Below are 12,201 nucleotides of genomic sequence, written 5' to 3'. Positions count from 1 at the left end.
ATGAAGTCCGCGCTTGTCATCGACGATCATCCGATCACCCATCTGGGCGCCAACCGCCTGCTGCGCGAACTGGGATATGACCGCATCGGCCAGGCCATGTCGGGCGAGGAAGCGCTGTCGCAACTGGCGGGCGGCGACGCGCCGGATCTGATCGTGCTGGACATCAGCCTGCCGGGCACGGGCGGGCTGGATCTGGTGGCGCCGCTGCGCGATGCCGCGCCCGATGCGCCGATCCTGATCTTTTCCATGAACGACCAGACCGGCTTTGCCGCCCGCGCCTTGCAGGCGGGCGCGCAGGGGTTTCTGTCGAAGAACGCGCCCCCCGCCGATTTCCGCGAGGCGGTGCGGATGCTGGAAGCGGGCGAATTCTATCTGTCGCCCCGCCACGCCATGGCGCTGGCGACGCTGCGGGCCGGGGCCTCGGCCGATCCGCTGGGGGCGCTGTCGGATCGGGAACGGCAGGTGCTGGCACTGATCGGCCGGGGCCTCAGCCTGCAAGCCATCGCGGATCACCTGGAGGTCAGCTACAAGACGGCGGCCAACACGTCTTCGGCGCTGAAGAAGAAGCTGGGCGTGGACGGCATCAACGGGCTGATGAAATTCGCCCTGGACAGCGGGGTATGACAACGATGCTGGGATGGTTCAGCCTGGACGACGACGCGCCGGCGGGCGAGGCCGACCGGATCCTGGCGCGCCTGTCCGCCGGTCTGGCGGATGCGGGCCTGCGGCTGGCGGGCGCCATCCAGGTCAATACCGACCTAGGCGCCGACTGCGCTTGCGACATGGACGTTCTGGTTCTGGGCGAGGAAGACATGCCGATCCGCATTTCCCAGTCGCTCGGCAGCGGATCGACCGGCTGCCGCCTGGATGCCGGCGCGCTGGAAATGGCGGCGGCGCGGGTCTCGGCCCGGCTGGCGGGGGCGGAACTGCTGATCCTGCCCAAGTTCGGCCGGCAAGAGGCCATCGGCCGGGGCTTTCGCAGCGTGATCGCCCAGGCGGTGGGCCAGGACGTGCCGGTCCTGCTGCATGTGCCCCCCGAACAACGCGCCGATTTCGAGCGTTTCTGCGAGGGGCTGGGACAGCGCGTTCCGCCGGGCCAACTGGCCGAATGGTGCCTGGTCCAGGTGACGGGTGTCCAGTGACGGGCATCGCGTGACCGATCTGCCGCTGATCGACGCGCGCGGGCTGCTGTGCCCGCTGCCGGTCCTGCGGTTGCGCAAGCTGCTGCCCGACCATCCGCCGGGCACGCGCGTGCGGCTGTGGGCAACCGACGCCATGGCGGCGATCGACGTGCCGCATTTCTGCGAGACGGCCGGACACCGGCTGGTCGAACAGCGCGAGATCGGCGGCGGGGTGCGGGAATTCATCGTCGAAAGGGGGCTTTCCGCCCCCTCGGCCGCAAGAGCGGCCTTCACCCCCGAGGATATTTGAGCAAAGAAGAAAGCCATGCTGGCCGTATTCCTGAAGACCCTGCCCTTTTTCGGGATGATCGGCCTGGGCTGGCTGGCCGCGCGGACGCGGTTCTTTCCCCAGGAGGGGGCGGCCTGGCTGACGAAGTTCGTCTTTTACTTCGCCCTGTCGGCGATGCTGTTCCGCTTTGCCGCGCGCCTGGATCTGGCGGCGCTGTTCGATCGGTCCTTCGTGCTGGCCTATCTGGCGGGATCCTTGGGACTTTGGCTGGTCGGCATGGCCGTGGCCCGAGGCCGGGGCCTGTCCCTGCCCGAGGCCGCGATGGAGGCGCAGTGCTGCATGATCGGCAATACCGGGTTTCTGGGTGTGCCGATGCTGGTCGTGCTGCTGGGCGAACGCGCCGTCGGGCCGGTGCTGATGGTCCTGACCATCGACATGCTGGTGTTTTCCACGCTGATCACCCTGATCATCCATGCGGGCCGCAGCGGCGGGCTGCGCCTTGCCACGGCGGCTCCGATCCTGCGCGGCATCGTCGCCAATCCGATGGTCCTGTCGATGCTGGCGGGGCTGACCTGGGCGCAGATGCGCCTGCCCCTGCCCGGCCCTTTCGACGAGTTCCTGGTGATGCTGGGCGCCGCCGCCACCCCCGGCGCGCTGTTCGCCATCGGCGCCAGCCTGGCGGGGCGGCGCATCGGACGGCTTGCGGCCTCGGCCTGGCTGACGGTCGCCAAGCTGATCCTGCATCCCCTGGCCGTGGGCCTGGCCGCCTGGGCCTTTCACGTCGAACCCTTCGCCGCAGGCGTCATGGTCGCCGCCGCCGCCCTGCCGGTCGCGGGCAACGTCTATATCCTGGCACAATATTTCGGCGTGGCGCAGCAGCGCGTGTCGGCGGCGATCCTGATGTCCACCGCAGGCAGCATCGTCACGGTCCCGCTGATCATCCTATTAATCGGGCAGGGATAGGGGCAAAGAGACCGTGGCCGCCCACGTCTGAGCCCCAGGCCCGATCAAGATATTGATCGACGTTCATCCCTCTGATTCCGTCCATGCTTGTCATGGAGGGACGGAGAATGGTGTCAGGACTTGGGCGAGAGCATCGAGAAGGACATGATCGCAAGCGTGGATCGGTCGAGGTCGACGCCTGGCGGGCGAAGAGATGGGTCCGCCGATAGAGCGGCCGGTGATCGGCACGCTTGCTGACCAGCACATGGGCGACCGTCGCCTCGGTCGGCATGCCGTCCGGGATCAGCCGCGCAAGGGGGGAACAGAGTGTGCGGCTGCTGCCTGCCCCTGTCCAACCACACCGGTTCATCCCTGCGCATGCGGGGAACAGTCTTTCTGGAAGGCTTTGTGCTGTAACGATCTTCACGCTGCCAACGATGCCACCGGCTTTCTTGGTCCTGGGCAGAACACCAGCTATTCGCACGGATAGCAGGACACCAGCTTCATACAGTCGCAATCGACCGGCATCCGGCAGTTGCGCCCGCGGGACGGTCGCTGCCGCCTGCTGCATTGGACGCAAGCGAGAAATAGAACAGCGTCTTGGTGACGGCTGACGTTCCAGCCAGCCCGGCCTCGGGCATATGGGGGCCGCAGCCTTGCGTGCAACGGCAAGATAGTCCCTTGACGACAGCCCGCCCGCGCCGGAAACTAGTCGGGATTCGAACCCACCCGATCGCCACGGTAGTCAGCCCTGCCCGTCACCAGGACAACAGCGTCGCGTCGATTTCATCCGGGCCCGCCAGAGAGGCATCCGGTCACAGTTCGGACAACGCCCCGGTCGCTGCGCGAATGTCCGTGGTGGCTTCGTCCCCGGCGTCGTCGCGCACTGCCGCGCATCAACCGTTCGGCAACCGCCGCCACATCCCGCATGGGATAAAGTGCAGGATGTTCCCTCACGGGCGCTTTTCTCCGGCCATCTCAGCAGATCAGAACACATGCCAACCCATTCCCGGAAAGAACGTGTTTTCGTTTCGGCTTCGATGATTCCGTTTTCCCAACCCAAGGAACGGGCCCAACCTGTCCCCGATCCTGCCTTGTCCAGGGGGCGGGACGGTGCCCGCCCCGCCGGTCTTCAGAACTGCTTGCCGATGGCCCGGTCGACCGAGAACCGGCCGCCGCCATGGGCCACGAAATACAGCGTGATCGCCAGCCACAGCAGCGATTTTTCCGCGCCGCCGAAGCCCTCGGCCTGGACGACCCAGTGGAAATAGGTGGTGACGCACAGCACGATCGAGGTGGCGAAGGCCGCCGGGCGTGTCAGCAGGCCCAGGGTCAGCAGCAGCCCGCCGAAAAATTCGGTCGCGGCCAGCAGCGGGGCCCAGAACCAGCCCGGATGGAAGCCCAGCCCCTCGACCATGCCTACGGCGCCCATCGGCGCGTTGATCTTGGGCCAGCCGTGGACCATGAAGGCGATCCCCGCGATCAGGCGCATGTAGAGCACGGTCAGCGGCGACAGCGCGGCATAAAGCCCTTGCAGTTTCGGGATGATGAAGCGGGTGTCGGTGGTGGTGTCGTAATCGGTCATTGTCGATCTCCTGCGGCTTGCGGCCGCCATGCGGCGCAAGGATAACGGCGTCAGCCCCGAAGGGCAGGATTGAAGCGGTCAGGAAGATCAGGCCCGCGGCGGGCGCCAGGGGCTTGTCCAGCGGGCATCGGCCAGCACCGCCGCGCCGAACTCGGCGGCGACCCGCGACCCCGGCCGCGCCGGTTCCGCGCCATCGCCGCCGCCGGGCGCCAGACAGACGAAGCAGAGGCCCGGTTTCTTGACCGTCTCGGCCTGGCTGCCGGGCAGGCCCGCCGCATAGCACATGCCGTCGGCGCGGATCTGGGCACTGCACGAAGGTCGCGCGATATCCGCGCTTGCCACGGCGACGGACATCGCCAGAAGCGAGACCATCAGCATCAATGTGGCAAGAACTTTCATCCAACAGGGCCGGATCGTTGCGGATGGTCCCGCTATGCCGCAGCGCGGCTTCGGCGATCAAGCCTTTTCCGCCTTCGTCGTTCACAGTGGTGAAACCTGCGGCTAGCATGATCGGCGCAAGGACATCCCGCACGGAAAGGAAAGCCATGTCGGAACTGATCGTGATCGCCTTCGACGATGAAGCCACCGGATTCGAGCTGCGCGCCGAACTGGTGAAGATGCAGCGCGACTATCTGATCGAGATGGAGGACGCGGTCGTCGTCACCCGCCCGGCCGAGGACGACATCCAGTTGCACCAGGCGGTGAACCTGACCGCCGCCGGCGCGCTTGGCGGCGGCTTCTGGGGGACGCTGGTGGGGCTGGTGTTCCTGAACCCGCTGATCGGGGCGGCGGTCGGCGCGGCCTCGGGCGCGCTGGCCGGGCGGCTGACCGATATCGGCATCAACGACGACTTCATGCGCGACACGGCCCGCGCCCTGCCGCCGGGCGGATCGGCCGTCTTCGTGCTGCTGCGCAAGATGACCGCCGACAAGGTGCTGGACCGGCTGCAATCCTTCCAGCGCCGGGGCCGGGTCTTGCAGACATCCCTGTCCCGGCAGGACGAGGACCGGCTGCGCGACGCGCTGTCGGGCGATGCCGCCCCCGTGCCCCCGGCGGCGCCCCCCGCCACGGGCGCTTGACGCAGGGCCGGACTGCGTGGGACATGGCACGCCATGGTCCTGCGCATCCTGTTCAGCCCCCCCGCCGAGGAACCGGCCTCGACGCTGCGCCGGGTGCGCTGGCGCCCGCTGCGGCGCCTGCTGATCTGGGCGCGCTGGCTGGTCCTGCGGTTCCTGGCGCTGATGCTGGCCCTGGTGATGTTCTATGCGCTGGTCAATCCGCCGACCACCTGGACGGTCGTGGCCGAGGCGACGGCGCCCCGGTCCTGGACCGACATCGACGACATCGCCCCGGTCATGCGCCGGTCGGTCGTCGCCGCCGAGGACGCGAATTTCTGCCTGCACTGGGGCTTCGACATGGTGGAAATCCGCCGCGTCGTGGCCTCGGGGTCGTCGCGGGGCGCATCGACGCTGACCCAGCAGACCGCCAAGAACGTGTTCCTGTGGCAGGGTCGCAGCTGGACGCGCAAGGTTCTGGAAACCGCCTTCACCCCGATGATCGAGGCCTTCTGGTCCAAGCGCCGCATCCTCGAAGTCTATCTGAACGTCGCCGAATTCGGCCCCGGCATCTTCGGGATCGGCGCCGCCGCGCGCGAATATTTCGGCACCACGCCCGACAAGCTGACGCCGGTGCAGGCCGCGCGTCTTGCCGCCGTCCTGCCCGCGCCCAAGACGCGCAGCCCCGCGCGGGCCTCGGCCCGGTCCCGCGCCATCGCGGACGGCGCGGCGACGATCGCGCGCGACGGGCGCGCCGATTGCCTGTAAGGGCCGCGCCTTCCGGTTGAAACGGGGCGGGCGCAGGCTTATCAAGGCCCGATTGCACGGCAAGGAATCTTGAAGCAGGCGATGAATACCAACACCCAGACCACCCGGCTTTACCATTCGGCCCTGTCGCCCTTCTGCCGCAAGGTGCGGCTGGTGCTGGCCGAAAAGAAGATCGAGGTCGAACTGGTCGAGGAGCGTTACTGGGAAAGCCCGCCCGACCTGAAGCGCCGCAACCCGGCCGGAAAACTGCCGGTGCTGCGCCATCGCGGCAACATGCTGGCCGAAAGCCAGGCGATCATCGAATACCTGGACGAGGCCATCCCCTCGCCCGCGCTGATGCCTTCGACCCCGCTGGAGCGGCACGAGGTGCGCAGGCTCTGCGCCTGGTTCGACGACAAGTTCAACGACGAGGTGACGGTCCCGATCCTGACCGAACGGGTCTGGAAGAAGATCACCCGCCAGGGCTATCCCGACAGCCGCGTGGTCAAGGACGGGCTGCGCGCGATCAAGGAGCATATCGACTATCTGACGACGCTGCTGGAAACCCGCCGCTGGCTGGCGGGCAACAGCCTGTCGCTGGCCGATTTCACCGCGGCCGCGCATTTTTCCTGCCTGGATTACATCTCGGACGTGGATTGGGACCGCTCCGAGGTGCTGCGCGACTGGTATGCCACCATCAAGTCGCGCCCGGCCTTCCGGTCGATCCTGGCCGACCAGGTGCCGGGCATCCACCCGGCCCCCCATTATGCCGAGCTTGATTTCGGATAAGGCCGGGGGGCCAGCCCCCCGGACCCCCCGGGATATTTGGGCGAAGATGAAACAGCGCCTTGGCGCCGAAGCCGAGGCGGTCGGGTTTTCCCGGATGCGGGTCACGACGCCGGATGCGGTACCCCAGGTGGCCCAGCGGTTGCAGCAGTTCCTCGACGCCGGGCGGCACGGGCAGATGGGCTGGATGGCCGAACGCACGCATTGGCGCGGCGATCCGGCGGCGCTGTGGCCCGAGGCGAAATCGGTGATCGTCCTGGCCGAGCTTTACACGCCGGACCACGATCCGCTGGCCGTTCTCGACCGGCCCGACCGGGCGGCGATCAGCGTCTATGCGCAGGGCAAGGATTATCACGACCTGGTCAAGAAGCGGCTGAAGCGGCTGGGCCGCTGGCTGCTGGAGCAGGCGCCGGGCGAAGAGATCAAGGTCTTCGTCGATACCGCGCCGGTCATGGAAAAGCCGCTGGCGCAGGCGGCGGGGCTGGGCTGGCAGGGCAAGCACACCAACCTGCTGTCGCGCGATCTGGGAAGCTGGTTCTTCCTGGGGTCGATCTTCACCACCGTCCCCCTGCCCGCCGACGCGCCCGAGGTCTCGCATTGCGGATCCTGCCGCGCCTGCCTGGATGCCTGCCCGACCGGCGCCTTTCCGGCGCCCTATCAGCTGGATGCGCGGCGCTGCATCTCGTACCTGACCATCGAACACAAGGGCCCGGTCGATCCCGAGCTGCGCCCGCTGCTGGGCAATCGCATCTATGGCTGCGACGACTGCCTGGCGGTCTGTCCCTGGAACAAGTTCGCCCAGGCCGGGTCCGAGATGCGCTATCGCGGCATCGTCGCCGCGCCGCCCCTGGCAGAGCTGGCGGTACTGGACGACGCGGGCTTTCGCGAGCGGTTTTCCGGCAGCCCGATCAAGCGCATCGGGCGCGACCGCTTTGTGCGCAACGTGCTGTATGCGATAGGCAATTCGGGCGATCCGGGGCTGGCACCCGTGGCGCGCGGGCTGGCGGGGGACACCGATCCCGCCGTGGCCGAGGCCGCCCGCTGGGCCGCCGGGCGGCTGGCGCAATCCTGACGGGTCACAGCAGGAAGTCGCCTCGGTCCAGGTCCGGATGGCCCAGCAGCCGCAGCAGGAAATCCGCGCGCCCGTCGCCGTTCAGGTCGGCCATCACCCGCGTCTCGGACCCGACATGCTGCCAGCGGACCTGGCGGGCTGCGGTGAACTGGGCATCGTCGACATAGCCCAGGCCGATGGCGCGCAGATCCAGCCTGTCGCTGCCGGGCCTGAAATCCTGGATGATGTCGGGGGCGGCGGCCATGCTGTCCCGCCAGGACAGGAAGCGGAACACGTCCGCGCCCGATCCGCCCGCCAGCACGTCGGCGCCGCCCGCCCCGATCAGCGTGTCGTTGCCCAGCCCGCCCGACAGGGTGTCGCGCAGATCGCCGCCGTTCATCACGTCGTTGCCCGCATCGCCCCACAGCCGGTCCGATCCCGCCCCACCCCAGATGGCATCGTTCCCGGCCCCCCCGGCCAGGGCATCGTCGCCGACATCGCCCCACAGCGAATCGTTGCCGTCATCGCCCCAGATGCTGTCATTGCCCGCCTGTCCCTGCATCCGGTCGTTGCCCGCGCCGCCCCGCATCGCGTCACTGCCCGACCCTCCCGCCAGGACATCGTTCCCGGCATCGCCATACAGCGTGTCGTGACCGGCGCCTGCGGTCAGCCGGTCGTCGCCCGCGCCGCCCCACAAGAAGTTGTTGCCCGACAGGTCGGTCAGCATGTCATTGCCCGCCTCGCCCCACAGGGTGTCGTTGCCGCTGCCGCCCAGCAGCGTGTCCCGGCCGGTGCCCGCCGTCAGCCGGTCATTGCCCGATCCGCCGTCCAGCCGGTTGTTGCCCAGCAGATCCAGCATGATGTCGTGGCCGCCTTCGCCCAGCAGGCGGTCGTTGCCCGCGTCGCCCCACAGGCGGTCGTCGCCGTCGCCGCCCAGCAGGTCGTCGTTGTCGGCCCCGCCATACAGCCAGTCCTGCCCCGCGCCGCCGCGCAGAGTGTCGTTGCCCGCGTCCCCCAGCAGACGATTGCTGCCCAGCAGGTCGGACAGCGAATCGTTGCCGTCCTGGCCATACAGCGTGTCGTTGCCCAGGTTGCCGTTCAGCCGGTCGTCCCCCGTCCCCCCGTAAAGGGTGTCGTTGCCGGTCCCGCCGTCCAGGATGTCATTCCCCGCCTCTCCGAACAGCTGGTCGTTGTCGGCGTCGCCCCACAGAAGGTCGTCGCCCGCCCCCGCCCGCAGCACGTCGCTGCCGGTGCCGCCGCGCAGGCTGTCGCGGCCCAGGCCCGCGATCAGCAGGTCATTCCCGTCCTCGCCGAGAAGATGGTTGCTGCCGGTCAGATCCTCCAGCCGGTCGTTGCCTGCCCCGCCCTGCAACAGGTCGTCGCCGTCGCCGCCATTCAGGAAATCGGCCCCCAGCCCCGCGATCAGCGTGTCGTTTCCCGCCCCGCCCAGCAGGTGGTTGCTGCCCGACAGATCCTCCAGCCGGTCGTTGCCATCCTCGCCCGACAGGGTGTCGTCGCCTGCCTCTCCGAACAGGCGATCGTCGCCCGCCCCGCCATAGAGGCGGTCGTTGCCCGCGCCGCCGTGCAGGGTGTCGTCATCCAGCCCGCCATACAGCAGGTCGTCGCCGCCGTCGCCCAGCAGGCTGTCGTCGCCTTCGTCGCCGAACAGCGTGTCACGGCCCGACTCGCCCAGCAACTGATCCGCGCCGCTGCCGCCGCGCAGCAGGTCGTCGCCGTCCTGGCCCTGCACCGTGTCGTCGCCTGCCCCGGCCGAGACGACATCGTCGCCCGCCCCCGCCCGGATCGCGTCGTCCCCGCCCCCGCCCAGCAGGGTATCGGCGGCGTCGCTGCCAAAGACCCAGCCGCCGACCGTCGCGGGCGGGGTCTCGATCTCCAGCGGGTCAAGCGCGGGCAGACCGTAATGGGCGACGGGGAACATGGCATTGCCGAAATCCGCGGGCGCCAGGGGTTGGCCGTCGCGGGTGCGGACTTCCAGGATGGAATTGCCATAGACGATCCGCATTCCCCAGGATTGCGGCGCGAAATTCAGCTGCCAGACGCTGCGGATCATACCCAGCATGGACAGATCCAAGCGGTCGCTGCCCACCTCGTAATCGGTGATGGTCACGCGCCCGTCGAAGCGGGTCAGGGCAAAGACATCCGCGCCGTCGCCGCCGGTCAGGGTGATGTCGGCCTTGGCCGTCACCAGGATATCGTCGCCGGCGCCGCCGTGCAGATGGGTCGTGGCAAGGGTCGCCACCAGCAGGTCGTCGCGCGCCGTTCCCACGGCCATGCCCGCGTCGGCAAAGCCGGTGGTGCCCAGGGCGCCCGGATCGACGACAAGCTGCGTCACCCCGGTTTCCCCGTTGGACGTGACCAGCAGCACGATCCGGCCGTCCATCACCACAGCTTCGATCGCGCCGACCCGGCCCAGGGTCATGTCGTTGGTGTCGACGATGGTTTGCAGGTGCAGCAGCCTGCCGTCGGGCAGCAGGGTGAAGATGCTGACGCCGCCATCCGCGCCGCCCGCGATCACATAGCCGCGCCCGTCCACCTCGGCCGTGGCGAGGGCCGTCACCGACTGGAACCGTGTCGTCAATTCGTCCAGGATGTGATCCGTCGGGGTCAGGGCGCCGGTCCGGTCCAGCCGGAACACCGACAGCGAGGACGACGACGCCCCCGCCGCCACCAGAAAGCTGTTCCCGCCGAATTGCAGCGCCGCGATGTCCGAGGGGATGTAATAGCCCAACCCCTCGGCCGCGAAATGCACCGCCCCGCCGTCCAGCGTCCCGTCGCCGCCGATCGCATGGGTCGAGATGAAGTTGCCCAGTCCCGAAATCGCCACCAGCAGGCGCTGACCGTCGACGGTAACGGGGATGATCTTGTCCAGCGACGCCTCGGTCACGCCGGGCGGGGTCGGCAAGGTGACGGACGAGACCGGGGCGAGGCTGCCGTCGGCATTGATCCGGTTCACCTCGATCGCCAGCTTGCCTTCGCGGGCGGAAAACAGGAACCGGCTGTGGTCGCCCTGAAACTGGCCGCTGGCGGACAGGCGCGCGCCGATCCCCTCGGCCGGGAACAACTGGCCCAGATCGCCCAGGCGGCCCGCGCCGTCGAAGGCCAGCCCCGCGGCGCCCGCGCCGGACATGCCCCCGACCAGCAGGCTGCCCCCGGCGTCGCCATTCAGGACCGTCAGGGCGGGCCTGGCGTAATAGGTGAAGGTCAGCGGAAAGGCGGCATCCGACGCGCGTTGCAGCGGCGCAAGCGGATCGCCGATGCGATAGCTGCTGACCCCGCCGGTGGCATTCAAGGCAAACAGCATCCAGTCCGCGCCGATCCGGGCCACGGCCAGATCGACGACGTTAGACAACCAGCCATGCTGCGTGGTCCCATAGGTGACCACGTGACGATAAGAGATCATCTTGTCCGTTGGATGCGCGTTTCAGCAGCAAGCCCCCTTCTGGGGCGGTGTCTAACAGAACCCTAATCCGCGCCGCCGGAACAGTCTCTTTTCCCTGGAATTTAAGGAAACCTTTAGCAGGCCACTGAAATAGTCGGCTCTCGACGCGGTTTGCAGAACATGCTTCAGCACCGTCGGGAAGACGGCGGGCGTGATCATGCGCGGGACGGACGAGATGAGCGGGTCGCTGTTCAGCTATGTTGATCTTGAGGACCGCATCCCTGCGCGACACCCGTTGCGCAAGATCCGACAGGTCGTAAACGATGCGCTGGCCAGCCTCGATGAGGATTTCGACCGTCTCTATGTTGATTTCGGCCGCCCCTAGATCCTGAACCGCACCGGTTTTTCCGGCGGCTGATTACGGTTAGTTACGCGGCCAGGGATCAGTTTCCAGAGCTGCGTAGAAGTTTGCCTCTGCTTCCGAAGGCGGGATGTTCCCGATTGGCTCGAGAAGACGGCGGTTGTTGAACCATTCCACCCATTCGAGCGTCGCGTACTCCACGGCTTCTAAGCTGCGCCATGGGCCGCGGCGGTGGATGACCTCCGCCTTGAACATATGAAGGGGAGCGTGGCCCCAGTGGGGCCGCGTAAGCCCCGTAATGGTTGATCGTCTCGGCCAAGGCGTTGTCGTAACTGTCGCCGACGCTGCCCACCAAGGGTTCAATCCCGGCTTCTGCCAAACGTTCAGTGGAACGAATAGACAGGTATTGCGAGCCCCTGTCGCTGTGGTGAACCAGCCCCATGCCCTTTCCGGGGCGGCGATTATGTACCGCCTGTTCCAGGGCATCGAGAACGAACCCCGTATGCGCCGAGTTGCTGACGCGCCAGCCAACGATCTTGCGGGCATAGGCGTCGATGACGAAAGCGACATAGGTGAAATCCGACACCCACAGCATATTCGGTGCCGGAACACGGAACTGGCGGTTACCTTGTCCAGCGGACACGGCGCCTTCTTGTCCGGGATCGTCGTCCGATGCGGCTTGCCCCTGATAATACCTTGAATACCCATATCATTCATCAATCTTGCGACTGTGCAGCGGGCGACATCGAAGCCCTCACGACCAAGCTGCCGCCAGACTTTCCGAACCCCATAGACCCGCCAGTTCTCTTCGAAGACCCGAAGGATCTCGGGGCGCAGGCCGCGTATGACCGAGGAGCTGAACGA

General features: G+C 67.6%; 11 protein-coding genes and 3 pseudogenes. 9 read left to right on the top strand and 5 right to left on the bottom strand.

Annotated features, from left to right (window positions below; all coding sequences use genetic code 11):
* From ACTJI6_RS04000 to ACTJI6_RS03985, 4 genes are read left to right on the top strand one after another with little or no spacing between them, the layout of a single operon-like run.
* On the top strand, positions 1–624 hold the full coding sequence (locus tag ACTJI6_RS04000) for a response regulator (RefSeq protein ID WP_440798044.1): 624 nt from the start codon (positions 1–3) through the stop codon (positions 622–624).
* A complete protein-coding gene (locus ACTJI6_RS03995; RefSeq protein ID WP_440798042.1) occupies positions 621–1,142 on the top strand; it encodes a DUF2478 domain-containing protein in 522 nt (173 codons plus the stop codon). The genes ACTJI6_RS04000 and ACTJI6_RS03995 overlap by 4 nt, the downstream gene beginning before the upstream one ends.
* A gap of 10 nt (positions 1,143–1,152) precedes the next feature.
* Positions 1,153–1,431, top strand: coding sequence for a sulfurtransferase TusA family protein (locus tag ACTJI6_RS03990; RefSeq protein ID WP_126152644.1), 279 nt, complete (start codon positions 1,153–1,155; stop codon positions 1,429–1,431).
* A gap of 15 nt (positions 1,432–1,446) precedes the next feature.
* Positions 1,447–2,373: an AEC family transporter gene (locus ACTJI6_RS03985; RefSeq protein WP_440798039.1), complete on the top strand. Its 927-nt coding sequence runs from the start codon at positions 1,447–1,449 to the stop codon at positions 2,371–2,373.
* Between the two features lie 149 nt (positions 2,374–2,522).
* Here the strand turns inward: ACTJI6_RS03985 and ACTJI6_RS03980 are convergent.
* From ACTJI6_RS03980 to ACTJI6_RS03970, 3 genes and pseudogenes are all read right to left on the bottom strand, one after another.
* Positions 2,523–2,665 (bottom strand): annotated as a pseudogene (locus ACTJI6_RS03980) (IS66 family transposase); the annotation flags it as partial.
* An 819-nt stretch (positions 2,666–3,484) separates the two neighbouring features.
* Complete coding sequence (locus ACTJI6_RS03975; RefSeq protein ID WP_126152646.1) at positions 3,485–3,937, bottom strand: DoxX family protein; 453 nt, start codon at positions 3,935–3,937, stop codon at positions 3,485–3,487.
* Between the two features lie 87 nt (positions 3,938–4,024).
* A complete protein-coding gene (locus ACTJI6_RS03970; protein ID WP_440798037.1) occupies positions 4,025–4,336 on the bottom strand; it encodes a hypothetical protein in 312 nt (103 codons plus the stop codon).
* Between the two features lie 146 nt (positions 4,337–4,482).
* Between ACTJI6_RS03970 and ACTJI6_RS03965 the strand changes: the two genes are divergently transcribed.
* The 4 genes from ACTJI6_RS03965 to queG all read left to right on the top strand — a co-directional run bounded on the left by ACTJI6_RS03965 (position 4,483) and on the right by queG (position 7,597).
* Positions 4,483–5,016: a DUF1269 domain-containing protein gene (locus tag ACTJI6_RS03965; RefSeq protein ID WP_440798035.1), complete on the top strand. Its 534-nt coding sequence runs from the start codon at positions 4,483–4,485 to the stop codon at positions 5,014–5,016.
* 33 nt (positions 5,017–5,049) lie between these two features.
* Complete coding sequence (gene mtgA, locus ACTJI6_RS03960) at positions 5,050–5,760, top strand: monofunctional biosynthetic peptidoglycan transglycosylase (protein WP_440798033.1); 711 nt, start codon at positions 5,050–5,052, stop codon at positions 5,758–5,760.
* Positions 5,761–5,841: 81 nt separating this feature from the next.
* Positions 5,842–6,528 carry an FtsZ-binding protein FzlA gene (gene fzlA / locus ACTJI6_RS03955; protein ID WP_126152650.1) on the top strand — a complete coding sequence of 229 codons (687 nt, stop codon included), beginning with the start codon at positions 5,842–5,844 and terminating at the stop codon, positions 6,526–6,528.
* A 46-nt stretch (positions 6,529–6,574) separates the two neighbouring features.
* A complete protein-coding gene (queG, locus tag ACTJI6_RS03950) occupies positions 6,575–7,597 on the top strand; it encodes a tRNA epoxyqueuosine(34) reductase QueG (protein ID WP_440798031.1) in 1,023 nt (340 codons plus the stop codon).
* A gap of 4 nt (positions 7,598–7,601) precedes the next feature.
* Here queG and ACTJI6_RS03945 read toward each other — a convergent pair whose 3' ends face one another.
* Positions 7,602–10,997 carry a calcium-binding protein gene (locus ACTJI6_RS03945; RefSeq protein ID WP_440798029.1) on the bottom strand — a complete coding sequence of 1,132 codons (3,396 nt, stop codon included), beginning with the start codon at positions 10,995–10,997 and terminating at the stop codon, positions 7,602–7,604.
* A gap of 196 nt (positions 10,998–11,193) precedes the next feature.
* Here ACTJI6_RS03945 and ACTJI6_RS03940 point away from each other — a divergent pair.
* Positions 11,194–11,358: pseudogene (locus ACTJI6_RS03940) on the top strand (IS5/IS1182 family transposase); the annotation flags it as partial.
* Between the two features lie 42 nt (positions 11,359–11,400).
* Here the strand turns inward: ACTJI6_RS03940 and ACTJI6_RS03935 are convergent.
* Positions 11,401–12,201, bottom strand: a pseudogene (locus tag ACTJI6_RS03935) (IS3 family transposase); the annotation flags it as partial.

The organism is Paracoccus sp. 22332 (assembly GCF_052045125.1).
Lineage (GTDB): Bacteria > Pseudomonadota > Alphaproteobacteria > Rhodobacterales > Rhodobacteraceae > Paracoccus > Paracoccus haematequi_A.
The sequence above is the reverse complement of the archived record's forward strand: the minus strand, read 5'-3'. Positions and strand labels throughout refer to the sequence as shown.